General features: G+C 29.8%; 32 protein-coding genes. 30 read left to right on the forward strand and 2 right to left on the reverse strand.

The window, feature by feature from the left end; genetic code table 11:
• The first annotated feature begins 43 nt into the window (after positions 1-43).
• The 30 genes from I1959_RS13850 to I1959_RS13995 all read left to right on the forward strand — a co-directional run bounded on the left by I1959_RS13850 (position 44) and on the right by I1959_RS13995 (position 22532).
• Positions 44-457: a hypothetical protein gene (locus I1959_RS13850; protein WP_195238650.1), complete on the forward strand. Its 414-nt coding sequence runs from the start codon at positions 44-46 to the stop codon at positions 455-457.
• Positions 458-604: 147 nt separating this feature from the next.
• A complete protein-coding gene (locus I1959_RS13855) occupies positions 605-1018 on the forward strand; it encodes a helix-turn-helix domain-containing protein (protein WP_330615189.1) in 414 nt (137 codons plus the stop codon).
• 115 nt (positions 1019-1133) lie between these two features.
• Positions 1134-1715: a recombinase family protein gene (locus I1959_RS13860; protein WP_195238652.1), complete on the forward strand. Its 582-nt coding sequence runs from the start codon at positions 1134-1136 to the stop codon at positions 1713-1715.
• A gap of 273 nt (positions 1716-1988) precedes the next feature.
• Complete coding sequence (locus I1959_RS13865; RefSeq protein ID WP_195238654.1) at positions 1989-3719, forward strand: hypothetical protein; 1731 nt, start codon at positions 1989-1991, stop codon at positions 3717-3719.
• A gap of 21 nt (positions 3720-3740) precedes the next feature.
• On the forward strand, positions 3741-5000 hold the full coding sequence (locus tag I1959_RS13870; RefSeq protein WP_195238656.1) for a phage portal protein: 1260 nt from the start codon (positions 3741-3743) through the stop codon (positions 4998-5000).
• Complete coding sequence (locus I1959_RS13875; protein WP_195238658.1) at positions 4993-5847, forward strand: minor capsid protein; 855 nt, start codon at positions 4993-4995, stop codon at positions 5845-5847. The genes I1959_RS13870 and I1959_RS13875 overlap by 8 nt, the downstream gene beginning before the upstream one ends.
• Positions 5844-6443, forward strand: coding sequence for a DUF4355 domain-containing protein (locus I1959_RS13880; RefSeq protein ID WP_195238660.1), 600 nt, complete (start codon positions 5844-5846; stop codon positions 6441-6443). The genes I1959_RS13875 and I1959_RS13880 overlap by 4 nt, the downstream gene beginning before the upstream one ends.
• Entirely contained in the window at positions 6443-6754 is a 312-nt protein-coding gene (locus I1959_RS13885) for a hypothetical protein (protein WP_195238662.1), read from the forward strand. Before I1959_RS13880 ends, I1959_RS13885 begins: the two co-directional genes overlap by 1 nt.
• Positions 6755-6773: 19 nt before the next feature.
• Positions 6774-7826, forward strand: coding sequence for a major capsid protein (locus I1959_RS13890; RefSeq protein ID WP_195238664.1), 1053 nt, complete (start codon positions 6774-6776; stop codon positions 7824-7826).
• 40 nt (positions 7827-7866) lie between these two features.
• The gene (locus I1959_RS13895) at positions 7867-7962 is read left to right on the forward strand and encodes a Rho termination factor N-terminal domain-containing protein (RefSeq protein ID WP_195238665.1); all 96 of its coding nucleotides are present in this window, start codon (positions 7867-7869) and stop codon (positions 7960-7962) included.
• A gap of 31 nt (positions 7963-7993) precedes the next feature.
• Positions 7994-8326 (forward strand): phage head-tail connector protein, encoded by a 333-nt coding sequence (locus I1959_RS13900; RefSeq protein WP_195238666.1) that lies wholly within the window; start codon positions 7994-7996, stop codon positions 8324-8326.
• Positions 8320-8679 (forward strand): hypothetical protein, encoded by a 360-nt coding sequence (locus tag I1959_RS13905; RefSeq protein ID WP_195238667.1) that lies wholly within the window; start codon positions 8320-8322, stop codon positions 8677-8679. Before I1959_RS13900 ends, I1959_RS13905 begins: the two co-directional genes overlap by 7 nt.
• Entirely contained in the window at positions 8679-9050 is a 372-nt protein-coding gene (locus I1959_RS13910) for an HK97 gp10 family phage protein (RefSeq protein WP_195238668.1), read from the forward strand. Before I1959_RS13905 ends, I1959_RS13910 begins: the two co-directional genes overlap by 1 nt.
• Before the next feature lie 8 nt (positions 9051-9058).
• Positions 9059-9517 (forward strand): phage tail terminator family protein, encoded by a 459-nt coding sequence (locus I1959_RS13915; RefSeq protein ID WP_195238669.1) that lies wholly within the window; start codon positions 9059-9061, stop codon positions 9515-9517.
• Positions 9514-10584 carry a phage tail sheath C-terminal domain-containing protein gene (locus tag I1959_RS15815; RefSeq protein WP_195238670.1) on the forward strand — a complete coding sequence of 357 codons (1071 nt, stop codon included), beginning with the start codon at positions 9514-9516 and terminating at the stop codon, positions 10582-10584. The genes I1959_RS13915 and I1959_RS15815 overlap by 4 nt, the downstream gene beginning before the upstream one ends.
• A gap of 59 nt (positions 10585-10643) precedes the next feature.
• Positions 10644-11072, forward strand: coding sequence for a phage tail tube protein (locus I1959_RS13925; protein WP_195238672.1), 429 nt, complete (start codon positions 10644-10646; stop codon positions 11070-11072).
• Between the two features lie 54 nt (positions 11073-11126).
• Positions 11127-11558, forward strand: a complete 432-nt coding sequence (locus I1959_RS13930; RefSeq protein WP_195238674.1) for a phage tail assembly chaperone — start codon at positions 11127-11129, stop codon at positions 11556-11558.
• A gap of 26 nt (positions 11559-11584) precedes the next feature.
• Positions 11585-11731 (forward strand): hypothetical protein, encoded by a 147-nt coding sequence (locus I1959_RS13935; protein ID WP_195238677.1) that lies wholly within the window; start codon positions 11585-11587, stop codon positions 11729-11731.
• 16 nt (positions 11732-11747) lie between these two features.
• On the forward strand, positions 11748-13571 hold the full coding sequence (locus tag I1959_RS13940; protein ID WP_243240049.1) for a phage tail tape measure protein: 1824 nt from the start codon (positions 11748-11750) through the stop codon (positions 13569-13571).
• Complete coding sequence (locus I1959_RS13945) at positions 13571-14206, forward strand: LysM peptidoglycan-binding domain-containing protein (protein ID WP_195238678.1); 636 nt, start codon at positions 13571-13573, stop codon at positions 14204-14206. Before I1959_RS13940 ends, I1959_RS13945 begins: the two co-directional genes overlap by 1 nt.
• Positions 14203-15987, forward strand: a complete 1785-nt coding sequence (locus tag I1959_RS13950; RefSeq protein WP_195238679.1) for a C40 family peptidase — start codon at positions 14203-14205, stop codon at positions 15985-15987. The genes I1959_RS13945 and I1959_RS13950 overlap by 4 nt, the downstream gene beginning before the upstream one ends.
• Positions 15988-16320: a DUF2577 family protein gene (locus I1959_RS13955; protein WP_195238680.1), complete on the forward strand. Its 333-nt coding sequence runs from the start codon at positions 15988-15990 to the stop codon at positions 16318-16320.
• A complete protein-coding gene (locus I1959_RS13960; RefSeq protein WP_195238681.1) occupies positions 16313-16771 on the forward strand; it encodes a DUF2634 domain-containing protein in 459 nt (152 codons plus the stop codon). Before I1959_RS13955 ends, I1959_RS13960 begins: the two co-directional genes overlap by 8 nt.
• Positions 16764-17798: a baseplate J/gp47 family protein gene (locus tag I1959_RS13965; RefSeq protein WP_195238682.1), complete on the forward strand. Its 1035-nt coding sequence runs from the start codon at positions 16764-16766 to the stop codon at positions 17796-17798. Before I1959_RS13960 ends, I1959_RS13965 begins: the two co-directional genes overlap by 8 nt.
• A 9-nt stretch (positions 17799-17807) precedes the next feature.
• Positions 17808-18347 carry a putative phage tail protein gene (locus I1959_RS13970; protein WP_243240052.1) on the forward strand — a complete coding sequence of 180 codons (540 nt, stop codon included), beginning with the start codon at positions 17808-17810 and terminating at the stop codon, positions 18345-18347.
• Positions 18340-19635, forward strand: coding sequence for a hypothetical protein (locus I1959_RS13975; protein ID WP_195238684.1), 1296 nt, complete (start codon positions 18340-18342; stop codon positions 19633-19635). The genes I1959_RS13970 and I1959_RS13975 overlap by 8 nt, the downstream gene beginning before the upstream one ends.
• Positions 19636-19645: 10 nt before the next feature.
• Positions 19646-20188, forward strand: coding sequence for a CD1375 family protein (locus I1959_RS13980; RefSeq protein WP_195238700.1), 543 nt, complete (start codon positions 19646-19648; stop codon positions 20186-20188).
• A gap of 160 nt (positions 20189-20348) precedes the next feature.
• Entirely contained in the window at positions 20349-21224 is an 876-nt protein-coding gene (locus I1959_RS13985; RefSeq protein ID WP_195238685.1) for a tyrosine-type recombinase/integrase, read from the forward strand.
• Positions 21225-21272: 48 nt separating this feature from the next.
• Positions 21273-21686, forward strand: coding sequence for a phage holin family protein (locus tag I1959_RS13990; protein WP_195238686.1), 414 nt, complete (start codon positions 21273-21275; stop codon positions 21684-21686).
• Between the two features lie 12 nt (positions 21687-21698).
• A complete protein-coding gene (locus tag I1959_RS13995; protein WP_195238688.1) occupies positions 21699-22532 on the forward strand; it encodes an N-acetylmuramoyl-L-alanine amidase in 834 nt (277 codons plus the stop codon).
• A 9-nt stretch (positions 22533-22541) separates the two neighbouring features.
• Here I1959_RS13995 and I1959_RS14000 read toward each other — a convergent pair whose 3' ends face one another.
• Complete coding sequence (locus I1959_RS14000) at positions 22542-22886, reverse strand: hypothetical protein (protein ID WP_195238690.1); 345 nt, start codon at positions 22884-22886, stop codon at positions 22542-22544.
• A 198-nt stretch (positions 22887-23084) separates the two neighbouring features.
• Complete coding sequence (locus I1959_RS14005; RefSeq protein WP_207733599.1) at positions 23085-25550, reverse strand: hypothetical protein; 2466 nt, start codon at positions 25548-25550, stop codon at positions 23085-23087.
• Between the last annotated feature and the right edge of the window lie 109 nt (positions 25551-25659).

A 25659-nucleotide genomic window follows, 5' to 3' on the forward strand; every position in this document is an offset into this window, starting at 1 on the left:
GTTACTTTTTAGTTACCGAAATCATTAAAATAGGGGTGAGTATATGACTGATTTCGAAAAAGTAGAAAAATTACTTGAAGAATATCGCAATATTAACATAGATATTAAAGGTATTGAGTTAGATATAAAGGAACAAGGACTAAAAGGTGCATCATATAGTGACATGCCAGGTGCGCCATTACCTAGTAATATTTCAGTAGTAGAGATGTCACAATTAAAAATAGAAAAGTTAAAGAGTGAAAAAATAGCTTTAGAAATAAAAAAGGAAAAGATAGATAATATGCTACATGCTTTAAATAATATTGAACTTAAAATAATTAAGTATAGATATATAGATAAGCTTATATTTAAAGAGATAGGATATAAAGTAAATATGAATTCAGACTACTTAGTTACAAAAAATAAAAGTATTATAGAAAAGTTAGTACCTTATGCGATAAGATTTAAATTAATATAAGGAATATATAATATAAATCTTAGAAACATGTTAGATTGACCTTAGATTTTATATGTTAATATATTATTATAGAGATAGTATAGATAAGTGATATTTAATTGTATCACTTATTTTTTATGTGTAAGTGTATAAGGAGGTGTGAGTGACGTGAGTAATCTACCAGATATATTAACTAGAGAACAAAATGATATGATAACATACATCATAAATGGCGAAAGTATAACGGATATAGCTAAGATTTTAAATGTAAATAGAAAGACAATATATAACTGGTTAAATAAGGATTATGTTAAGGTTGAGTTGGACAAACGTCGCCAAGAACTCACACGCCAGGGAAATGCTATCATATTAAAAGATTTAGCTACTTATATAAGAAACATTCAAGCATTGGCCAATGATCCAAGTGATAAGAGAACGGCATTAGCTGCTAACCAGTATTTAATAAATAGAATATATGGTAATCCAAAAGATCAAATAGATGTTGGACAAGATAATGATGATAATAAATCAGAAGATGTAAATATATTATCTATTAAGTTAAGTAAGTATAGAAAAAAATAGGTAGTGCCATAATTTTAAAATTGACACCACTTAATTTAATGTAGTATAATCAATATATAGAGAAGTGTCATAAATAGGTGACATAAATATTGATTAAAAATAAGGGGTGTTTAATATGATTTATGGATATGCACGTGTTAGTACTAAGAGTCAAGAGGATAATACAAGTTTAAATAGTCAAATTGAATTATTAAAGCAAAATGGATGTGGTGAAGTATACCATGAAGTATTTACAGGCGCTACTATGGATAGACCGAAGTTTAATGAGTTATTATCTGTATTAAAAGAAGGAGATACATTAGTAGTAACTAAATTAGATAGATTTACTAGAAGTACTCAGGAAGGTATTAAAGCTATTAAAGATCTAACTGATAAAGGAATAAAAGTAAATATATTAAACATGGGTATAGTGGATTTAAGTAATGCTATGGGTAACATGATGTTTACTATATTAACAGCATTTGCAGAATACGAAAGAAACTGCATAAATGAAAGAACTAAAGAAGGCAAGCAAATTAAGATGTCTAAAGATGAAGATGCAACAATGGGAAGACCAAAGAAATATAAAAGAGCTCAAAGAGAAATGGCACTGAAATTATTAAGCGAAGGTAAAAGCTATAATCAAGTTGCAGACATGACTGGGATAAGTAGACGTACTCTAATAAGATATAAGAAAGAACAAGAACAACAAGACTAGTATTCATACTAGTCTTTTTTATGTGTCTAATACACTTTACTACTTAATTATCCAGTAAGACGAGTGTCGATGTAGTAGGGGTACCTTCTATTTTAGAAGGTGTCGATAATCGCGAAAATGAGTAACACAATTTTTTATAAAATTTTTAATAACCAGGATTTGAAAGTATAAAAATATCAATGATAAAAATAAAAAATTTTGCCATGGTCCTCCTCTCATAAATCATTGATATTTTTATATCTTCAAGTCTTAATTTAAAGGGGTGAAGATATATTGAAACAAACGGAACATGATAATCTTGAATTATTATTTAAATACTTAGTATCTCAGTTTATAAAAGAGGGCGCGGATGAAGAAGAAGCCGAAAAAGAAGCAGAAATTGTGATATTAGAAAACTCAAATAATTTATTCGGAGAGCATGGCCTAGCTTATCAATTAGGAGCTATAAATTTCGAGTATTTCTGTATGTATTTCCTCCAGGATACATTTGTACCTAAAGAAAATAATGCGGCTCGTGAATTATCAGTGTCACATCGTAAATTATGGAATACCCTTAGTAAAATGTTTATTGAAGATGAGTTTGATAAGTTGACACTGGTTGCTCCTCGTGGATGGGCTAAGACTACTGTTTGTGACTTTGCTTTGACAATGTGGTTACATTGTTATAAAAAATCAGTTTATACTCTAGTATGTGGACGTACTGAGTCAGATGCAACTGAATTTATTGCGCAGATGAGACAAAACTTCGAAGAAAATGAGTTTATTATATCCGCATTTGGTAATTTACTAGATATTAAAAATTTTACTGTTAATAAACTTGAGTTAGAATTAACTAATAGAACTAAAATACAGGCGATATCATCCACTTCATCAATGAGAGGTAAAAAATACAATGGATCAAGACCATCGTGTATAATAGCGGATGACTATCAAGGTAAAGCTGACATAATAACTGAGGAAGCTAGGGATAAAAAGTTTAGAACATGGGAAGAAGATTCAAAGTTCGCAGGAGATAAAGCTGTATTTAGAAATGGTAAAAAGATAAGACAGTCAACAAAGTTCATTGTATTAGGAACTATACTTCATAGTGATTGTTTTATGAGTAGATTACTTAAAAAAAATGAATATGAAAAAATTCTATATAGAGTATGTGACTTCAATGTTGATGAATATTTTAATAGTGGATTGTGGTTAGAATTTAAAAAAATATATTTTAATCATAAGTTAAAGGATCCGTCTGCTATTGCTAAAGAATTTTATTATCAACATGAAGAGGATATGCAATATGAAACTATATGGCCAGATAAATTTGATTGCTTAGAAACTGCTATAGACTATTTTGAAAACCCAGTAGCATTTAAGCAAGAATTACAAAATGATGCTGAAAATATAGGTGAGAAGTGGTTTAAATCAATTCGAACTGTATCAAGGAGTGAAATTGAAGAACATAATTTCATAAAGACAATGTTATTAATAGACCCTGCGTCTACAAGTAAGACTACATCGGACTATAGTGCATTTCTAGTTGGAAGTTTAGCTGACAATGGATTTAAATATGCTAGATGGGCTGAATTAGCTAAAATAAATGCTCGTACAGAATTTGATAAATATATAAATCATATGATTCATTTAATCAAAGAATATCCAGATATAACTCATATATATATTGAAAAAAATACATTCAATGGTGCTGATGCTAATCAACTTGAAAATAAAATTAAAGCTGATCAAGCACTAAGATATAGAAATTTAACAATTATAAATGAGCAACAAAAGAAAAATAAGGATGATAAGATATCAACTATAATTCCTGAAATCAATAAAGGTCAGATTATATTTGCAGATGAAGATGATGGATTTGTTAGTCAAATATTAGATTTTGCAGGTCAGCAATATAGTATTCATGACGATGCTCCAGATATAACATCCGAATTTGCAAACAGAATAGATAATATAAAAGTTCCAGTTAAAGTAAGTACACTTTCAAGAAGTGTACTTTTTTAATGCAAAAAGTGAGGTGATTATATGGAGAATATTAAAAGAGCTCACAACTTATTTAAAAAAGAAAAGTCCGAATATGATAAAGCATATGAGTATTATCGTGGTAATACAGATGCAATCTCAAATTATAAAATGGTTACAGAAAGAAGTAATATAAAAATAAATGTGAACTTCCTAAAAAAATTTATAAAAGAAGAAGTATCTTATTCGGTAGGAAATGATATTACATATATAAGTAAATCAGGTGATGTGAACGTTACTAATGATATAGATTATTACCTGGATCATTGGGATGAAGATCATGATAGTAAATTAATGAAGGCTATGATTTTATATGGTATAGCTTACGAACTATATTATATAGATGGTGAAGAAAATAATCTCAATGCTAGAGTTTTAACACCTAGAAATTCATACGTTGTTTATGATAATGAAGGTTATATCACACATTTTGTATATGTATATTCTGAATATAAAGATAACAAGCAGGAAAGTTTCTTCAAAGTGTATGATAAAAATAACATTAACTTATATAATCAAAACTTTGAACTCATTTCATCAACACCTCATACTTTTGGAATGGTACCGGTTGGAATTGCAAAGTTATCAGATGAATTAATATACGACACATTATTTAAAGATATAAAAGGACTTCAAGACGCTCTTGAAACTAACCTATCAGACATTTCTAATGAAATATCTGACTTTAGAAATGCTTATTTAACATTTACAGGATGTGAATTGGAAGAAGAAAAAGCTAAAGAAATGAAAAAGAACGGAATTATCCAAATTCCAATAGCTGAGGGTAAGGTTGCATGGTTGATAAAAAATATAAACGATACTTTTATACAGAATACACTGTCTACGATAGAAGATAAAATGTATCAAATTACATCTCATATAAATCATAATGAAAGGATGCAGAGTAATGTATCTGGTATTGCACTACGAAGTAAGTTAGTATCACTTGAGGAAAAGTGTAAATTAAATCAAAAAGCACTTTCTAATTGTATAAAAACCAGGCTTAAGATTTTATTTAAATACCTAAAGGCTATCAATGATGAAAATTATGATTATAGAGATATTAAAATTAAGTTTACACCGAATATACCACAAGATGACCTTGCAACAGCTCAGATGATTTCACAATTAGGCGATAGATTGTCAACTGAAACTGCATTATCATTACTATCATTTGTTGAAAATCCATCACTAGAAGCAACTAAAGCAAATTCAGAATTAATAAGTGCTATAGAAAATGATGGAGATATGGGTAATGAGTAAATTCCATGATGATTTTGAAAAACTATCTCTAGAATCCAATGAGAGAGATTATAGTTACAATATTGATGAATTGCATGATAATGAAGAAGAAACGCTTAAAATGCTTTTAAATGAGATTTCAAGCATTTTATTAATTTATAATATAAAAGATGCTCATCTAAAGCTTAATAAGGGTGAAAAATTATTATTATCTAAAAAAATCAATAAAATTTTGTCTAAATCATTTGAGACTCAAGTTTTTATAGAACAAAAATTATTAAAAGAAATATTAAACTCAAATGTAATCAGTAATTATTATAGACAAGTATATATCTTGTCTTTAGGAGATAAAAGTGTTCAGGTAAAGAAATTAAGTGAGAGTATAATATCTGAAATAATTAATGAATCTGTTGAAGGTAAGATGTGGAAAGATAGAATACTGAATAATAAAAAATCTATGAAAACTATATTGAAAAAAGATATTCGTAAATTTTTAAATGGTGATATTTCAGTGAATCATATTGAACAAATTATAAAATCTAGGTTTCGCACTAATAGCTACGTTAGTAAGAGATTGATAGAAACTGAAATTGCTAGATGTCAAAGTAGAATTAATGAGCATTTTGCTAAGGAATACGGAATTGAAAATCAGGTATTTAGAGCAACACTAGACAATAGAACAACAGAAACATGTAGGTCATATGACGGAATGAGGTTTAAAACTAATGATGTCAACAAGCCAATTCCACCACTACATATATTATGTAGATCATGTCTAGTGAACATTCCTAATGGAAATTGGAAGTTAAATGCGTATAGGTGGGATTTTGATACTTGGTATGAAAATAATATAGGAGGTAAGTTATGACAAAAAGTGAATTGTTAAATCTTATAGATAATCTGGGCGATGATGCTGACATAGATGAAGTTGTGTCACCCAGATTTCTTAATATGGAAGTGATAAAAGAATATGTAAGTTCAAATAAGGATGCGAAGTCATGGTTTGATTCAGAAAAAGATATTCATGCAACTAAATATAACGAAACATGGAAGAAAAATCACCTAGATAAATTAATAGAGGATGAAATGAAGAAAAGAAATCCAAATAAGACCCCAGAGCAGTTGGAAATAGAAAAACTAAAACTAGAAATAGAGACAGATAGAGCAGCTAGGAAAAAAGCAGAGTTGGTGTCAAAGTATAAGGATGTATTATCCGAAAAGAAAATAGATTTAAAACTTATAGATTTATTTATGTCTGATGATGAAGATGTAATAAATTCTAGGATAAATTTATTTGAAAGCGGAATGGGTACATATATAGATTCTAAAGTAAATGAAAGGTTAGGTGCAAGTAAAGACCCTCAACCAAAAGGTAATTTAGCAGATGAGCCTACATTAGGAGAGAGATTAGCATCGAAATCTTTAGAATCAAAAAAATATAATTATTTTGGAGGGAATGAATAATGTCAAAGATAAGAGTTACAAATTACTCAAACACGAAAGAAATACTAAAGTATGACCATTATGTAGCTGAAGCTATATTATTGACTCAAGATAATGCAACTACTGTAGGTCAAAAGAAAATAGTTAAAGCTGGAACTATTTTACCTGCTAATGATACAACTGCTAAAGGTGTAGTTTTATATGATGTAGATGTTACAAATGGTGATGAAACTGGAGCTTTGGTTGTACATGGATTTATAGATAAATCGAAAATACCAACTCAGCCAGAAGAAGCTGCAATTACAGCTTTACCAATGATAAAGTTTATATAATTTAGGGAGGGATTTTGATATGCCAACAATATATGATGTAGTAAAAGCGAAAGAAATAAGTACATATTATAATACAATGCAAAAGGATAGAGCTCCATATATAGGAGAAACTTTATTTCCTATTAATAAGAAATTAGGACTTGATTTAAAATGGATAAAAGGATCAAAAGGTATTCCTGTAGCTTTAAAAGCTAGTGCATTTGATACTAAGGCTGAAATAAGGGATAGAATAGGTTTTTCAGATGTACAAACTGAAATGCCATTTTTCAAAGAATCTATGTTAGTTAAAGAATCAGACAGACAGGAGTTAAATAAATTACAAGGTAATCCTCAAAATCAACCATATATAGATTTAATAACTAAAAATATATATGATGACGTTACAACTTTAATTGAAGGTGCTGATGTGCAACTTGAAAGAATGAGGATGCAATTGTTAAGTGAGGGAAAAATATCTATAATGGTTAAAGGCGTAGATGGGATAGCTAAACCTATGGATTATGACTATAATTTAGCTTCTGAGCAGAAAGTATCTACTGATTGGTCATTAAGCAATGCAGATATAATTGGGGATATAGAAAAATGGTTAAATGAAGCTGAAAATAGAACAGGTGAAAGACCTACTAGAGCAATATGTAACTCTACCACTTTTGGATATATGGTTAAAAATGCAGGTATAATAAATGCAATAAAAGGTGCAAATGCAGGTATTGCGATAACTAAGAAAAAAGTTAAAGAATTCGTAGAAAGTGAATTGGAAATACAAATAGCTATAAACTCTAAGAAATATAAGTCAGAAGCGGGTGTTGTAAGTGATTACTTTAAAAATGATATATTTACATTACTACCTTCGGGTGAATTAGGAAACACTTGGTTAGGTACAACTCCAGAAGAATCTGATTTAATGAGTGGAGCTACTGATGCAGAGGTTCAACTAGTTAAAGAAGGTATAGCTATAACTACTACTAAAAAGACTGACCCAGTAAATGTAGATACTAAAGTATCAATGATAGCATTACCTTCATTTGAAAATGCTGATAATATAGTTATAGCTACTGTTAAACCCAGCTAAGGCCCTTATTGAAGAGGGCGATTCTAACGAATTAAGCCAAATGACTGTAGAAGATTTAAAAAAGTTAGCTAAAGAAAGAAATATAGAAGGTTATTCTTCTATGAAAAAATCTGAATTGATAAAAAGACTAGGTTAATACCTGGTCTTTTTTATTTAAGGTGATTATTATGTTTGAAAATATAAAATTAGTGCTTAATCTTACTGATGATAGTCATGATGAATTGATAATGTATTATATAAATAAATTTACGAATATAGTCTTGGAATATTGTAATAGAGATGATTTAAATAATTCACTTGAATCATTTATAGAAGATAAAGTTATTGAAGTCATCAATCATCAGAAATCTTCAACTAATTTAAATGGCATCAAATCAATTTCACGTGGAGATACGAAAATTGAATATGGAACTAATAGTAATAATTATATAAATACATCAAACTTATCTAATGATGATAAAAAAATCATAAGTAGATTTGCGAGGGTTAAATTATGCTAAATGAAGCTGATATACTAGAAAACACATATTTTGATAAATGTGATATTATAAGAAATACAAAAATAATTAATGAATCAACTGGAATCACCGAATTTTTAGATGTGATTATTTATGAAGATATTAAATGCGCAGTATCTATGAAGGAAAGCTTAAAAGAAAATTTAAATGGTGATGTTCCTTCTATTGCAGTTCTTAATAAAATATTCTTACATCCAAAATATGATATACAACTGGGAGATACTATAGTGGTAACTTTTCACAATGGAAAAAAAGATAGCTATTTAGCAGCATCTAAACCGTTTTATTACCATAGTCATAGTGAAACACCTATTACATCAAAGGAACGATCATAATGAATTTTACTATAGATGGTTTGGATCAACTTATAGATCAATTCGAACGAGCTGAGAAGAATGTTCCTCATGAGATAAGCAAACTCACAGCTATCTTAGGTTCAGATTTATTAAGTAGGGTCAAGGATAAAACACCAGTTGATACAGGTGCTCTTAAGAATGATTGGAAAATGAAACCGTTAGATCCGTTCTCAATAGTTGTGTATAATACTATAAAATATGCCAATTTGATAGAATACGGCCATAGAACTAGAAATGGGTATGGGTATGTAGATGGAGTATACATGTTGAAAAAATCAGTTGATGAATTAATGACGGATAGAGAATTATATGATTATTTTAATTATATTATAGAAAGCTTTTGGAAGTAGGTGAATAAATGCTTACTTACACTGAAATAATCGAAGAATTTACTAGAACCTTGAGGCGTGAGTTTGGATATGATATTTTTACTTCTAGTATAAATCAAGGGTTTGATAGTAAGTGTTTTTATGTAAGTTTAATAGATCCAAAGATTGAAAGAATATCTAGAACACTAGTAAGTCACAATTTAACTATATCAATAAAATATTTCAATAATGGAGAAAAAATGAACTTATATGATGTTGGGAATAGACTTCAAGACTTATTCAACCAAACTATAAAAATTAAAGATAGAGTGATCACATTATCTAATAACGAACTTACTTTTTTACGAGATGAAGTAGGTGAATTATTAGATTTTTTATTGCCTATAAGTTATACGGATAAATTGAAAAAAACAAAAGAACAAGTTGAATATGAGGATTCATTGGAATTTATGAAAGAAATAAAAATAAATAGTGAGGTGATACAGTGAGTATAGGATTACCACAAATTAAAATATACTTCAAAGAAGCTATAAGAAGAACTACTTTAAAAGCTGGACGTGGAATAGTTGCAATAATTCTTGACGACACAAGTGCAAATGGAATTCATAATATATATGACTTAAATGATATACCTAGTGATTTAACAGAAAAAAATAAAAAGTATTTAATGTGGGTGCTAGAAGGTTTTGGTGCTAAACCTTCTAAAGTTATAGCCTACATAAAAGGACCTGAAGATGATGTAGATGATGCTCTAGCTTATTTCGAAGGAACTGTATTTAATGTAATGACAGCTCCATACTTAGATAATGAAGGTTTAGTAAAACTTGAATCTCATATAAATAAATTATGTGCTCTAGGTATAGAAGTATGGGGTGTGTTAGGAACTAAAACTTTAAAACCAACAACTGAAAATATAATATATGTTACTTTTGAAAATGCTTCGATTGAATTAGAAACACTAACTCCTTCTGAATTAGCTGTAATAGTAACTGGTATGTTGGCAGGGTGTCCTAATCCATTATCCTTGACTTTCGCTACAGTTCCATTTATAACTGATATACCTAAATTAGATAGGGATACTTTAAATACTAGAATTGGTAAAGGTGAAATAGTTTTATTAAAAGAAGCTGGAGATATAAGAATAGCTAGAGGTGTAACTTCTTTTACGGAGGAAACTGAAACTAAAGGTTATGCTTATAAAAAAATAAAAACTGTAGATACAATGAAGTTGATAAAAAATGATATAAGACTTAACTTAGTGAAAAATTATATAGGTAAAGTCCCAAACTCTTATGATAATAAAATACTTTTATGTGGACTTATATCAGAGTATTTACTTGAGTTATCTGAAATTCAATTAATAGAAAAATCTTTTAGCGTATCGATAGATTTTGATGCTCAAAAGAAATTCTTAAAAGAAACTTTAGGTGACAAGGTAAATGCAATGACTGAAAAGGAAATTTTAGAAGCTAATACAAAAGATAAAGTATTTTTAGCTATAACATTAAAATTACTAGATTCAATAGAAGATGTAGATATAGTTGTGAATATATAAACATTTAATTAGACACTTTTTAAAGTGTCTTTTTTTATTATTCGAAAGAAGGTGTTTAAATGAAAAACTTTGACTTTAGAAATGTAATAAATGGTTCTCATGGGATGTTATGGCTTGATGGAGATGAAATGGCAGAAGTAATAGCTTTTCAAGCCAAAGACACATATGACAAAGAAGAAATTAGAAAAGCAAGAAGTATGATTACAGGTTATAAGATAACCGGTATAAAACGTAAAGGCTCTATAAAAATGCATCACGTTGATTCAACACTCATACGCAAGATTGCTAAAGTAGTTGAAAGTGGTAAGACTCCTGTTTTTACAATAGTATCTAAACTTGATGATCCTGATGCTTTAGGAAATGAACATGTTCAATTGGGAGGAGTAGTCTTTGATGAATTGACTATAGCTGATTGGGAAAATGGAGTAAATGGTACAATTGAAGCACCTTTCACATATGAAACGTATACACCATTGAACTTAATATAGTGGACTAGAATTTTTTCTAGTCTTTATTTTATATAAAATTTAGGAGGTAGTCAAATGACTAATAAAAATGAAGTTATACAAACAGTTGAATTAAATGCAGTTGAATTATTATTATCAATGGATATAAATGAGATAGAAGTACCTAAATCAATATACAAAATGTATTGTAAAAAATTAAAAAAAGAAATTGCATTTGAAATTGAAGCTGTTCCACCTCAAAAAATGTTAGAGATTCAACAAAAAACAATGAAATTTGATAATAAAGGTGGTTTAGAAATTAATAATGTATTTTTATCTAAAGCTAGAACAATTACAGAAGGTTGTAAAATGTTCAAAGATATGAACTTAGTTAAACATTTCGGTTGTGCAACTCCTCATCAATTAATAGAAAAAATACTTGTAACTGGTGAAATAACTGAATTATCTAATGCAATTACTAGTTTATCCGAAGTAGAAAAAATAAGTGATGATGAAATAAAAAACTAATAGATACAGATACAGAAGTTAAACTTATGTATCTGTTATTTAGAGAAAAAAACATGATGCCTATGGATTATTTCAAGCGTACATTAGGTGAGAAGTTAATAATACGTAACTTTATGGAGTATGAACTCAAAGAAAATCAGGAAGCGTATGAAGAAATAAATAGCAACTTCTGAGAAAGGAGGTTGATTTATGCAAGATAAGCAGTTACAAGCAATACTAAAACTTAAAGATGAAATGAGTAAGACTCTTAAAACAGTTAATAGTAATTTAAAAGATTTTAGGAGAGAAGCTGAAAATGTAAAAAAAGCTAATAATAATTTATCTGAAAGTATGAAAAGTACAAGTAAAGCTACACTTAAGATCGGTGCAACTATAAGTGCTATAACTGGCGGTGTATTAATTGGAGCAGCCAATGCTGCTATCAATTTTGAAAGTGCATTTGCCGGTGTCATCAAAACTGTAGATGCAACTGATACTCAACTTGAAGTACTTAGACAAGGTATTTTAGATATGTCATCAAAGATGCCCCAGGCAGCAACAGATATAGCGGCTGTTGCTGAAGTGGCTGGTCAACTAGGAATTCAAACTGATAATATTCTAGGATTCACGGAAGCTATGATTATGCTTGGAGATTCAACAAATATGTCTAGTGAAACGGCAGCTATGGAATTAGCTAGATTCGCTAATATAACTAAAATGAGTCAAAATGATTTCGATAAGTTAGGTTCAACTATAGTTGATCTAGGTAATAACCTAGCAACAACTGAAAGTGATATCTCTTCAATGGCATTAAGATTAGCTGGAGCAGGTACGCAAGTTGGGTTAACAGAAGCTCAAATATTATCATTTGCAGGTGCATTAAGTTCTGTAGGTATTGAAGCTGAGATGGGTGGTAGTGCATTTTCTAAGGTAATGGTTGAAATTCAAAGTGCCGTTGAAGGCGGTGGAGAAGCGTTAAGTGACTTCGCCAACGTTGCTGGTATGAGTTCAAAAGAATTTTCTAATGCTTTCAAAACTAATGCAGCTGGTGCATTAATAGCATTTTTAAAAGGTATTCAAGATACTGAAAGGCATGGTAAATCGGCCATTGGTGTATTAAATGACTTAGGTGTCGAAGAAGTTAGATTGAGAGATACTCTATTAAGAGCATCTAGTGCTCATGATCTATTTAATAATGCAATAGACATAGGTACAAATGCTTGGAAAGAAAATAATGCACTTATGAAAGAAGCGAGCCAAAGATATGGTACTACAGAAAGTCAACTGGCCATGATGAGAAATCAAATAACGAATGCTGGTATAGATATTGGTACTGCTCTTTTACCAGTCATACGAGATGGGATAGAGTTAATTGCTGGACTAGCTAGAAAATTTAATGAGTTAGATCCTAATGTTAAAAAGGCTATATCTTATACTTTATTACTAGTTGCGGGTATTGGTATAGCACTCACAGTAGTAGGTGCGTTAGGGTTAGCTATAAGTGGATGTAGTATCGTTTTAGGTGCATTTGGCGCAATAGTAGGCTTCATATGTAGTCCACTTGGACTTATAGTCTTAGGTGTAACTGCAGTTCATGGAGCAGTATTCTTACTTAAGCAGGCATGGGATAATAACTGGAATGGTATTAAAGATAAAACTTTAGAAATATGTGATAAAGTTAAAAATGCATGGAATGGTTTAAAAGAATGGTTTTTCAATAATCCAATCGTTGCGACTGTAACTGAAACATGGAATAAGGTTACAGGTAAAAATAAAAGTAAAGATCCTAGAAATGCATTTGGTAGTGGTAGGATTGCTAGAAATGACGAGCTTAGAAGACTTCATGAGGGTGAGAAAGTCCTATCAAGAGGAGAGGCTGATAGATACGAGAAGGGTCTCGGTCAATCAAGTAGTGTAGTTGTTCATGTAAACGGATTGACAGTGAGAGAAGAAGCTGACATAGATAGAATAGCAAATGCTTTTGTTAGAAAATTAAACCAAGGAAGAATAGTAGTTGGAGGTGGAGTAGGATAATGGAAATATGGTTGAGAAATGATAGGCTTAAATTTCAATTACCTGTGAATCCTCCAAATTTCGCATTGGAGGGAAATGCTAAAATAAATGGTGAAGGAATAGTGAGATATGGAGATATATCAATTTACGGTGGTAGAGGTCTAAGAAAGATAGAAATATCAAGTATTTTCCCAAATCATGAGTATACCTTCGTAGAATATAAAAATTTTCCTAAACCCTATGAATGCGTAGATAATATAAATTCTTGGTTTAGGCGTGGATCTCCGATACTCTTTACTATAACTGGTACTAATATAAATATGAATATGACAATCACTGACTTTACATATGGTGAGCAAGATGGTACTGGAGACGTTTATTATTCTATAAACTTAATCGAATATGTTGATACACAAGTTAATCAATCTAGTTCTAATAATAATTCCAACAAAAGACCTAATGAAAATACTGGTTCTAGTAGTAATAAACAAAAAGTTCATAAAGTTGTTAAAGGCGATAATCTTTGGGATATAGCTCATAAATACTATGGTAAAGGTAGTGATTATCCTAAGATTAAAAATGCCAACAAAGAAAAATATCCATCTTTAAAGAAGAATAACATAATCTATGTTAACTGGGAGTTGATAATCCCATGATATCTGAAGAAGTAAAAATATTAATTACAAATAGAACTAATGATACTACTGACATAACTAATTTAGTTACTAAAATCGTATGGAGTGGTGACTATAAACAAGCAGCAAGGACTTTAGAGTTTGATATCTTAGGAACTAACTTAGACACAAACTTAAGAGAGATAAGAATATGCGAGGGATTTAGCGTTCAGTTTTTTGAAAAAGGCAAAGAGTTATTCCGTGGCTGGGTATATGGTCAAACTAGAAATTCAAGTTCTAATACTATAACATATACTGCTTTCGATTGGGGAACTAAGTTAATAGATATAAAAGATGCTTTTAACTTTAAAAATCAAACTCCAGAATTGATTGCAAAAACTATATTCAATAAATATAATTTAGAAATCGGAAATATTGCTGCTACTGGAGTAAATTATTCTAAAATATTTATCGATGTAAGTTTATACGATATTATAATGAGTGCATATACTCATGCTAATGCTAGTAATAATAAAAATTATATGCTTATAACTAGAGGTAGTAAGTTTTATGTAGAGGAGAAAGGTAAGATTACTTTGAAATTATCTTTTGAAGAATCTAAGAACATAACTTCAAATAGTTATAGCAGCAGTATTACGAATATGGTAAATAAAGTCATTGTAGTAGACGAAAATGGAAACAGACAATCTATAGTTGAAAATAAGAATGATCAAAGTTTATATGGACTATTTCAAAGAGTTGTTCAAGTTCAGGAAGGTAGAAATACTCAATTAGAAGCTAAAAAACTTTTAAGCGGAATAGAACAAACTGCAAGTTTAAGTGGCTTTGGAGATAGTACCTGTATAACTGGTACTGCGGTGACAGTAAAAGATGGATATACTGGTATGACTGGTTTATTTTATATAGATGGTGATAGACATACTTGGGAAGACTTTAAACATACAGTTGACTTAAACTTATCATTTAAAAACATTATGAACGAAGTTAACGCTGGTCAAGATGAACAATCATCAACTGATAAAGGTAGTTCTTATGCAACGAGTGGCACTGCAATATTAAATGGTAAAGAGGTAAAAGCACTATTTACAGCATATTATCCCGCTAACAATAGTCTTCAAGGTGGTTTTTATGATGCACAAGGAAATAGACTTGACCCAAGTAAAAGAACTTGCGCTGCTCCTAAGAGTGTTCCATTTGGTACAAAAATACAAATACAAGGTACTGGTACATCAAAAGACGGTCAAACTTATACTGTAACTGATAGAGGTGGTGCTATAAAAGTACGTGATGGAGTATATCAATTCGATTTACTTATGTCGAGTAAAAATGAAGCTTATAGTTGGGGGAGAAAAAATGGTAGAGCAATTATAGGAGATGGTACCGGCTATAAAAATAATGATTATAGCAGTTCTAGTAGTGGCTCGATGACTACCAAACAACGCGATGTAGTAACATTAGCTGAAAGTAAAGTTGGTAAAAAATATGTATGGGGAGCAACCGGTCCTAATTCGTTTGATTGTTCAGGTTTAACATCCTGGTGTTACAAACAACTAGGTATTACAATCCCTAGAACTTCAAGTCAGCAATCAACTTATGGTAAATCAGTTTCTAAATCTAATTTACAACCAGGAGATTTACTATTCTTTAGTACTAACGGTACGGGGAGAGTAAGTCATGTTGGTATGTATATTGGTGGCGGTAAAATGGTTCATGCTGCTAACCCTTCTAAAGGTGTTAGATATGATGATATAAATTCTAGCTATTATAGTAAAACATACACAAACGCAAGGAGGGTATTATAAATGGAGAGAAATGCATTTAATGATTTTTTAGGGATAATAAGAGAAGAAGCTGAAAAAGTATATTTTTCTCCAATTTTAACAGGGATAGTTAAATCCGAATTACCTAATATTGAAATTGAGACAAATGGAATAGTAATAGATCAAGATAATTTAGAAATAGACAAATGGTTATTAGATAGGCATAATAGTTTAATTACTAAAAGCTCACAAGAACATACACATGAAAGTGAAAGCTATAAAGATAAATTAAATATTGGTGATAAGGTGGTTTTGTTAAGACAAGGCGACCTTTTTTTAATTTTAAGTAAGGTGGTGAAATTACACAATGAATAGTTTGTATCCATTCATTTCACCCGTTGTGAATGACGTAGAGTCAAATAATGAATCATTACCTATTTTTTATGAGGTAGGATGGGATTTTGAAAGAGAAATGCCTTTAATCGAAAATGGTGATTTCAAGATAGTTAAAGAAAATGAAGCCTTAAAAGTATGGATATGGCACTGTTTGAAAGTTAATAGATTTGAACATTCAATATATTCTTGGGATTTTGGAAATGAAATTAAATCATTATTTGGAAAAGGCTATACAATAGAACTTACTAAATGTGAGCTTGAGAGATATATAAAAGAAGCATTGGGACTTATAAGAGATAATGAACCTTCCGTTTTAAATCCTTACATATTGAGTTGTAATGTGCTTGAGACATCATTCGATAGAGATAAGTTAAGTGCAAAAATTGAAGTTGAAACAATATATGAAGGGGGTGTTACTTTAAATGTCTAATAGCTATGAATCTATAATAAAAAGAACATTAAATAGAATAGATAGTCCTTTAACTAAGATAGAAGGTTCATTTACTTATAATACAATAGCTGGTTGTAGTGAAGAAATTGCAAAAGCTTATTTAAACATGGATGATATTTTAAAACTAGGATTCATACAGGATAGTTTCTATGATTTCCTTGATACTAGAGTAAACGAATTTGGTGTTTATAGAAAACAAGGTACAAAAGCTATTGGTGAGTTAATTGTTACTGGTGAAGATGGAACTGTCATATCAAACGGTACAATATTAATTTGTAACGGATTAGATTATGTTGTTTTAAATGATATAATCCTTCCAACTGATGAAAAACTATTCATAGAATCTTTAGAAGTTGGTTATAAGTATAAGCAAAATAAAGGTAGTAGATTTTATCCTTTGGAAGAAATAGATGGCTTAGAATCACTTGTAGCTGATAAGGACTTAACTGGTGGTACTGATATAGAAACGGATGAAGAATTAGTGGAAAGATTTCAAAAAACTGTATCCAATCCTTCAACAAGTGGAAATGTTCATCATTATGAACAATGGGCTTTAGAATGTGAAGGTATCGGAAAAGCGAAAGTTTACCCTCTTTGGGATGGTAACGGTACAGTGAAAGTAATGGTAACTGGAAATAATAACAAACCTGTAGATGAAGAATTAGTTACTAAATGTAAAGAACATATAGAAACTGAAATGCCTATCGGTTGCCGTTTAACAGTTACTACTCCAACTTTATTAAATGTAACAATTATAACTAAAGTAGAGTTAAATGAAGGATTTACATTAGAAGAAATTCAGGAAGAATTTAAACTTGGACTAGATGATTATTTAAAAACTGTTGATGTTGAATTAGTTTATTCAAAAATATATGGTATTTTAGCTAAGATACAAGGTGTAAATGATTTAACGGAACTTAAATTGAATGATAATACTATAAATATAACAATATCAGAAGATAAAATAATAAATATATCAGATATACAAATAAGTGAGGTGGTTTAATTGTCTTTAATGGATAAACTACCTTATTTTTATGATAATTTATACATTAAACCTATACAAGATTCATTAGATACTGAAGTAAAATCTATGAATAAGGCTGTATCTGATACGTTAGATCAATTTTTCGTTGAAAAAGCTACTTATGGACTTGATTTATGGGAAAATATGCTCGGTATAAAGAAAAATACTTTGGATATCCATACTCGAAGAGAAAATATAAAAGCTAAAATGAGAACCAGGGGAACTTCGACCATATCAGTTATAAAAAATATTTGTGAAGCTTATTCGAATGGTGAAGTAGAAATTGAAATAGATCATGCTAATTATTTCTTTTGGATTATATTTGTAGGATCCATTGGTGTTCCTGCGGCATTTGAGGAACTTGATAAGACGATAAATGATATTAAACCAGCACATTTGGCTCATGATTATAAATTTACATATAACAATCATAATGATTTAGCTAAGTTTACTCACGAAGAGCTATCTAAATTTACTCATGAAGAATTAAGAACTTCTCAAGAAATAAGGGGTGATAATAATGGCTAAAAAGAAATATATAAAAGATGAAAATGGAAAAGTTAGGGCATTGTCTACTAGTGAACTAGGTCTTGAAAAGCCACTCGGTAATGAAAACTATGACGTAAATGTATTTAACAGGAATATGGATAAAGTTGATAGTGCTATCAAAAAAGTAAAAAGTGATTTAAGTAACATAGATCTTACAGCTGAAAGAGTTGAATATAGCAAAAATGAATGTACTAATGTTGATGAAGCATTAGATAAACTATTTCAAGCAGATTCAGAGCACAAAACAAGTATTTTATCTTTAGAGGAAGATGCTGGAGATTTAACAACTTTACAAACAACTAATAAAACTAATTTAGTAAATGCAATAAATGAGGTTTTTCAAAATGCCAATAACGGTAAAGATATAATCGCTAACGCTATTGGCTCTCCTTTAGTAAATAGCGATACTTTTAGTACTATGGGTACTAAGATAGATACACTTACACAAACTTTTCAAAATACATTAAAAGAAAAAGGTGTAGAGGTGATGCCTAGTGATAAGACGTCAAGTTTGATATCTAAAGTTGATTCATTACCAAGTGTTATCAATAATAAAAGGATGAAGTTATTCGCTACTGATATACGTAAACATGGAATACATGAGTTGAACTCAAATCTAGGCATAACTAGGACAAATGTTCTTTCTCATGACTTTGATGGAATTGAAGCTATTAATGACAAGGGGGTTCTTAGATTATACGCTTGCGACTATGCTAAAGCTGGAACTAAAGTGCATGAAATATCTCCAAGTACATTAACTATAATTAAGTCAGTCGATATAGGTAATACTTTATATGGAGTAGGTGGGGATTTTGACGGGACTAATGCAAGGCTTTTTTTATCATCTAATGATAAGAAAGTCCATGAATTAGATATTGATACTCTAGCTATAAAACAAACGAGTAATGTTAATTACACTTATAATCTAGGCGTGGGAGGTTTCTATGATGGCAATAAGTTAAGATTATTTACTAATGGAAGATACGAACTTAATGAATTAGATCCTAATACTCTTGCAATTATAAAAACTAAAACATATACAAGTTCGGAAAGTGGTTATATGTATGGTTTAGGTGGGGCATATGATGGAAAAGTTGGAAGATTATTTGCAGCTAATTCAGAATACTTTTTCGAACTTGATACTACCAACTTTAATATTATAAGATCAGTAAAAGTTCCAGATATTTATAATATGATGATATCTGGAATTGGTGGTTCTTTTGAAAATTATATAACACTTCAATATGAAGGTAAAATATACAAATAAGGAGAAAATTATGATATATACAAATCAAGATTTGATAGATTTACTTCCGCTTAGGGATAAAGAATTTTTAGAATGTGGGATAGATGAAAATGCAACTCAGATTTTTGCAAATGGCTTAGTTCATTCATTTTTAACAGTAATAGATAGAGATTTATTTAATTCTGTTGATAAAGGACAATATGAAGAACTGACAAAAGAACAAGCTAATCTAAAAATAGAAGAATTAAGAGCAATAGAAAAACAAGAGCAAGAAGAAGCATACAAACAAACTGATGCTTATAAAATATCCATTTTAGAAGGTGAACAAGAAACACAAAATGAAGAAATATTATCTAATATGTTAGCAACAACAGAAGTATTTGAAATGATATTAACGATGTCTACACCAATGAGTGTTGATATAGAAAATAAAAATAAAAATAAAAATTTAGGAGGTAATAGTATGGTAGAAGTATATGTAACATTAATATTAAAAGGAGCTAAGACAATAGATCAAGTTCCAGCGATAATAAGGGATCAAGTTCAAGCACAATTAGATTTATTAACTAAGTAGGACCATAGCGGGTTCTTTTTTTATGCATAGAACAATTAATTTGTTCTATGCAGTTATAAATTATTATTCACGATTATATCATCTAGTACAAGCAAAGGTGGAGAATTGATTTATGGAAAAAGAAGTTGTAAAAATTGATGGACAAATCAATCAACAAAATATGTTAGCTTATCAAATGTATAAAGGACACAATGAATTGAAGGGGTTATCTCATAAAACTATTCGTGGCTATGAGTATGATTTATTCCAGTGGTTTAGGTTTCTTTATTCCTACCAGGAAGACAAAACTTATAAAGATGTTACCTCAGAGGATATAGAAGAATACTTAATGTATTGTAAGTCTAAAGGTAATGAAGTTAGCAGGTTACAAAGAAGAGTAGCTTGTATTAGTAGTTTTTATATTTTCCTTAGGAAGAAGAAAAAAGTAACTATTAACCCAGCGTTAGATATTGAGAGACCTAGAAAAAAGACTTTCGTAAGAGAGAAACACTTTCTTAAAATGGAGCAAGTAGAGGAAATGAAATCTAGAATAACTGAGTTAAATAATATAGTAGCAGAAACCTTAGTGTTACTTGCTATTAATACTGCAGCTAGAAGAAATGCTTTACTCAACATTAAATGGAGTGATATAGACTTTGAAGAAAGGGAAATAGATGTCATTGAGAAAGGTCCAAAAGAAGTTACTTTGTACATTTCAATTGATATTAGAGATAGACTATTGAAATTAAAAGAGTATTACAAGGAAAATAACATAGAATCTAAATATGTTTTTCTTTCATATTATCATGGAGAATTTAAACAAGCAGGTAATTCGGCCATATCGAATTGGGTAAGAAATGCAGGTAAACTTATAGGTATCGATAATTTAACACCTCATAGTCTTCGTAGAACTGCTGCTACTTTGTTATATCATAATGGAGTTGATTTATTAACAGTATCTAATATACTAAATCATAATTCTACTCAGACAACGCAAATATATTTACAAGCTAACAAGAAAAAACTTAAAAACATTAAAGATAGTGTTAATTTATAAAAATTAAGGACTAGGTATTTACCTGGTCCTTTTATTATGGAGGTGTAAATGAATTTATATGACGAAAGGTTAAGTGCAATTATAGCTTTATCAGGAACTACATTCACATGGTTATTTGGTGGATGGGATATAGCTCTACAAGTTCTTATAAGCTTTATGGCTATGGATTATATTACAGGTCTATTAAGGGGGTTTATAACTAATAAATGGTCAAGTGACAAAGGATTTAAGGGGATTGCTAGAAAATCAGTAATACTTATAATCTTAATGTTATCAGTCATGTTAGATAGGTTAATAAACAATGGACAATGGATATTTAGGACCCTAATTTGTTATTTTTACATAGCAAATGAAGGTCTTAGTATATTGGAGAATGTTGTAGCTATAGGATTACCTATACCTCCAAGAATTAAAGAAGCTTTGGAACAGTTAAAAGAAGGTAATAAAAAATCTAGAATTTAAGGAGATGTTAATATGAGTAAGTATATAGTAGTAAATGATTATGGGCATGGTGGAACAGATTCAGGAGCAGTTAGTGGTAAGCATATAGAAAAAATATATAATTATGATACAGGAAAGGCAACGACAGATGAATTAAGACGACACGGTGTTGAAGTTATTGAAACTAGAAAAAAAGACGAAACTTTAAGTATCACTCAAAGATGTAATATAGCTAAGAAATATAAAGCTGATTATATGGTTAGCATACATCACAATGCAGGCGGTGGAGATAGGGGTGAAGCTATACATAGTATATTTGGAACTAAGGGAGAGCAATTAGCTAAAAAAATATCTACCGAATTGAAGGGTGTTGGTCAATCTACAGTTAAGGTTTATGATAGAGAGTACAATGGAACTGACTATTACGGAATGATAAGAGGAACTACAATACCTACTGTAATAGTCGAAGTTGCTTTCTTAGATAATGCTAATGATGTTACTATTTGTGATACTTTAGAAGAACGTAAAAGAAACGGTATAGCTATAGCACACGGAATATTAAAGCAATTAGGGGTAGCGATAAAGTCTTTAACTGAAAATAAACCACCTCAAAATAACAAACAAGATGTATGGTATAGAGCAGTTAGTGGAAGTTTTAAAGATACACATAAAGCTAATCAAAGGATGTCAGAGCTTAAAGTAAATGGATTTAGTGGTGTTTTTTTAGATAACTATGTTAAAGATGGTGTTACGTATAAGAGAGTAATTGCTGGTAGCTTTAAAAGTAAAAGTAATGCAGAACAAAGAATTAAAGATATGAAGAATAAAGGTTTTGACGGTGGATTTGTAGTTGCATTTGAAAAATAAGATTAGGGATTAATCCCTAATCTTATTTTTTGCCATCATAGTATATTCAATTTTCCCTATTTTATATTTTTTGCCACATTCATGGCAACTTAGAGTGTATTTCCCGCCGAATGCTACTATTAAAAATGCTATAAAAAATAATACTGTCCCAATACCGAATAATGGAAATGCTATCAGTCCTATAAAAGGAATTACTGTAGATATGCACATGCTAAGAAAACATATTAATAAACCAACACCTATTTTCATCCCTATTTCATTAGATGCTGATGTATTTTTACTTTCACAATTAGGACACGCTACTGCTCCTTTCATAATATTCCCTTTTGGTTTTACTTCTTTAAATTTGCTCATACTTTATCCCCCCTTTTTTATAATAATATATTTTTTGCTTAATTTATATAAAATTCATATACTTAACTTCCTCAGTAAACTTCGTTTAGTTAAGTATATGAAAGTTTGTATAAAAAATGTTCCTATTTTTCCAAAAAAATCAAAAAGAGATAGTTTTTAAAATCATCCCTTTTTTGATTTTTCTATATATAAATTTTTTCACGAACTCATCCTTTGCGAAAATTCTATAATTTTAGACTTGCTCTCTATATCTTTTTCTTCCTCCTGGTGTAGTAGAGTAGTAGATTTAAGTTCTGGCGGCAGATGAGTTATAAATGGTCTTAGCACCCCTTTTTCATCCGGAATCAAATTAAGACTGTAAAAACGCTCCAAATTCTTTAAATCATCTACTTCATATGGATGTAATTCTTCTTTTAATAAATTGTAATTAACCTTATCCGAACCAGCTAAAAGCATATAAGAGAATCCCGCTGATTTCATATCGTCTTGTATATTCTCCAATTGTAGTAAAGATTGTGTTGCAAATACAGGCTTCAATCTAAATTTACGCATTTGAGGTAATTCTGGGCTTAGCAAATTGGTAACTTGAGGTACTTGATGAGGTTCATCTATTAACAAATGTACCCTTCTTAACTCTTCCTCTTCACTAGCCTTAGACTTTCTATTTATAATGGATATCCAAACCTTAGTTGTAAAGAACAAAGATAGCATATTTTTAATATGCTTAGCTCCAAATAGATCTTGTCGCATTTTTATAAGTATAACTTTTCCTTCTTTAAAACATTCCTCAAAGTTTATATTATCTTCTGGTGATTTATTAAACATATACTTAGTACGCATGGACTCTCTCATGACACTTATACGGTCTAATATCCTATCTATCTTACCTTCGTTGGTTTCTCCATTGTCTTGTCCTTTTAAATCCCCTTTAGTGTACTTATCATTTAATTTAAGAAGGTTATTAACATCATCTTCAAATACATCTTTAAATTCACTAGGTATATTTGCTATAAAGTTCATTCTAGTATTATATATCTCTAAGCAATCTATAATATCTTTAAAACTAGCAAATTGATTTACAGCATAAGTTACATTTGCTGCACTCATAAAGAATCGCCTCATTGCACTTGTTAAGTCTTGACCTACTGATATAGCATTAATTAATTCCGCCGAGTATTGTGACTTAGAACCTATTATATCTAATTTATCCATAGTATCCATATCCTCTGTATAGTATAACTCATTGTATGCTAGTGCCTGCAACCCATCTCTTTTAGATAAATCTAATACTACTAGTTTATCCTTTGAAACTACTTTTTCTACTGTAGATGCCAAATCATTATTAGCTATATAATCTAATACTACTAAACTATCATTGTGCTTTATACAACTGTTAGAGTAGTTTTTAAGATACTCTGTTTTACCGCTACCCTGCTTACCTACTACAACTAGGCCTGTATCTTGATCTGGATTAGGATTAAGGTATGCTTTATCCACTTTTCCCTTCTTAGTTATTGTTCCAGTGCTTATATATCCCTCTTTACATATTCGTGGGGCATCTTCTTCATTTATACTATTAGCCTTTATATTATGCTTTTTTATAATTTCTTTACCTGGTTGGCTTATTAAACTGCCTACTTCTTCTACACTCATATCGTTACTTGCTATAGGAAGTTTAGTCTTATCTAAGTCTATTTTCCTTTTTATATTTATAATTTTAGGTCTTAATTCATTGTCTCCATCCAATACATTAAATGACTGTGCTAAAGAGCGTATATTAGTTTTCTCATGATCCTTGTTACTTGACTCACTCATTAATAATATTTGAGTTGAGATAATATCTAACTGTGATTTTTCTTTTGTATGTTTACTTAAGTCTTTCTTTTGTAAAATTCCTAATGACTTATTTATAATATTCATATCAGTTGATGTTTTTCTTTTTTCTCCTAGAATCTCCGCTAATCCTTTCATAATCTCTTCTCCAGTTAAAACTATCGTTCTTAGTAAAAACTTTCTTAATGTTTTCATATCAACCTTAATTTTATCTATACTTTTACCATCTTTTATTTTTTCCATTGTTTTGTTATATTTTTCTTTAAAACCACGTTGCAAATATTCACTTTTGTAATTGAAATTATAGTATATACCTACATTTTCACCATCATGCATCATATCAATTATATTTAATTGATTGTAGAGTATATCATTAGACTTTTTATCAATAATATTTAAACTTAGTGCATCATCTCTAGTATATTCCATACTGATTTTGCTGCATTCATCGCTAAATCTAGGTATATCATTTACCTTTTTAACTTCTACTTTATCCCAACTAATAGATAGTTTTTCAAGGAACATTTTTGCATATACAGTAGGAACTATTAAATAAAACTCTATCCCTTTATTTTTAGATACATAAGTATAGTAAGCAACCTTTGTTGGTGACTTATATTCAAAATCATATTTAAAATCTTTTTCCAACTTAACAATTCTCTTTGATATATCACTATAGCAACTATTTATAACTTTAGCAATTTCAACACTTTTATAGTTTCGAGTTGATTGATGAGGTATTATTTGATAATATGATAAGTCTTGTTTTATATTATTAATCTCTATAAAATCAGATAATTTTATAGACTTTACTTTATTTAAAAAAGTCATGTTCTTTTGCAATCTCCTTCCTCTCTTTTAAGAATTTTAGATTTTCTTCATGATTTTTATTTATCTTACCATCGTAATGATTTAAACATTTATCTACAAATAAACATAT

Source organism: Romboutsia sp. 1001285H_161024_C4, assembly GCF_015550185.1.
GTDB classification, from domain to species: Bacteria; Bacillota; Clostridia; order Peptostreptococcales; family Peptostreptococcaceae; genus Romboutsia_C; species Romboutsia_C hominis.

Coding starts and splice junctions, on each gene's coding strand:
- I1959_RS13850 (WP_195238650.1), top strand. CDS start 44: ATGACTGATTTCGAAAAAGTAGAAAAATTACTTGAAGAATATCGCAAT.
- I1959_RS13860 (WP_195238652.1), top strand. CDS start 1,134: ATGATTTATGGATATGCACGTGTTAGTACTAAGAGTCAAGAGGATAAT.
- I1959_RS13870 (WP_195238656.1), top strand. CDS start 3,741: ATGGAGAATATTAAAAGAGCTCACAACTTATTTAAAAAAGAAAAGTCC.
- I1959_RS13875 (WP_195238658.1), top strand. CDS start 4,993: ATGAGTAAATTCCATGATGATTTTGAAAAACTATCTCTAGAATCCAAT.
- I1959_RS13880 (WP_195238660.1), top strand. CDS start 5,844: ATGACAAAAAGTGAATTGTTAAATCTTATAGATAATCTGGGCGATGAT.
- I1959_RS13885 (WP_195238662.1), top strand. CDS start 6,443: ATGTCAAAGATAAGAGTTACAAATTACTCAAACACGAAAGAAATACTA.
- I1959_RS13890 (WP_195238664.1), top strand. CDS start 6,774: ATGCCAACAATATATGATGTAGTAAAAGCGAAAGAAATAAGTACATAT.
- I1959_RS13895 (WP_195238665.1), top strand. CDS start 7,867: ATGACTGTAGAAGATTTAAAAAAGTTAGCTAAAGAAAGAAATATAGAA.
- I1959_RS13900 (WP_195238666.1), top strand. CDS start 7,994: ATGTTTGAAAATATAAAATTAGTGCTTAATCTTACTGATGATAGTCAT.
- I1959_RS13905 (WP_195238667.1), top strand. CDS start 8,320: ATGCTAAATGAAGCTGATATACTAGAAAACACATATTTTGATAAATGT.
- I1959_RS13910 (WP_195238668.1), top strand. CDS start 8,679: ATGAATTTTACTATAGATGGTTTGGATCAACTTATAGATCAATTCGAA.
- I1959_RS13915 (WP_195238669.1), top strand. CDS start 9,059: ATGCTTACTTACACTGAAATAATCGAAGAATTTACTAGAACCTTGAGG.
- I1959_RS13925 (WP_195238672.1), top strand. CDS start 10,644: ATGAAAAACTTTGACTTTAGAAATGTAATAAATGGTTCTCATGGGATG.
- I1959_RS13930 (WP_195238674.1), top strand. CDS start 11,127: ATGACTAATAAAAATGAAGTTATACAAACAGTTGAATTAAATGCAGTT.
- I1959_RS13935 (WP_195238677.1), top strand. CDS start 11,585: ATGTATCTGTTATTTAGAGAAAAAAACATGATGCCTATGGATTATTTC.
- I1959_RS13940 (WP_243240049.1), top strand. CDS start 11,748: ATGCAAGATAAGCAGTTACAAGCAATACTAAAACTTAAAGATGAAATG.
- I1959_RS13945 (WP_195238678.1), top strand. CDS start 13,571: ATGGAAATATGGTTGAGAAATGATAGGCTTAAATTTCAATTACCTGTG.
- I1959_RS13950 (WP_195238679.1), top strand. CDS start 14,203: ATGATATCTGAAGAAGTAAAAATATTAATTACAAATAGAACTAATGAT.
- I1959_RS13955 (WP_195238680.1), top strand. CDS start 15,988: ATGGAGAGAAATGCATTTAATGATTTTTTAGGGATAATAAGAGAAGAA.
- I1959_RS13960 (WP_195238681.1), top strand. CDS start 16,313: ATGAATAGTTTGTATCCATTCATTTCACCCGTTGTGAATGACGTAGAG.
- I1959_RS13965 (WP_195238682.1), top strand. CDS start 16,764: ATGTCTAATAGCTATGAATCTATAATAAAAAGAACATTAAATAGAATA.
- I1959_RS13970 (WP_243240052.1), top strand. CDS start 17,808: ATGGATAAACTACCTTATTTTTATGATAATTTATACATTAAACCTATA.
- I1959_RS13975 (WP_195238684.1), top strand. CDS start 18,340: ATGGCTAAAAAGAAATATATAAAAGATGAAAATGGAAAAGTTAGGGCA.
- I1959_RS13980 (WP_195238700.1), top strand. CDS start 19,646: ATGATATATACAAATCAAGATTTGATAGATTTACTTCCGCTTAGGGAT.
- I1959_RS13985 (WP_195238685.1), top strand. CDS start 20,349: ATGTTAGCTTATCAAATGTATAAAGGACACAATGAATTGAAGGGGTTA.
- I1959_RS13990 (WP_195238686.1), top strand. CDS start 21,273: ATGAATTTATATGACGAAAGGTTAAGTGCAATTATAGCTTTATCAGGA.
- I1959_RS13995 (WP_195238688.1), top strand. CDS start 21,699: ATGAGTAAGTATATAGTAGTAAATGATTATGGGCATGGTGGAACAGAT.
- I1959_RS14000 (WP_195238690.1), bottom strand. CDS start 22,886: ATGAGCAAATTTAAAGAAGTAAAACCAAAAGGGAATATTATGAAAGGA.
- I1959_RS14005 (WP_207733599.1), bottom strand. CDS start 25,550: ATGACTTTTTTAAATAAAGTAAAGTCTATAAAATTATCTGATTTTATA.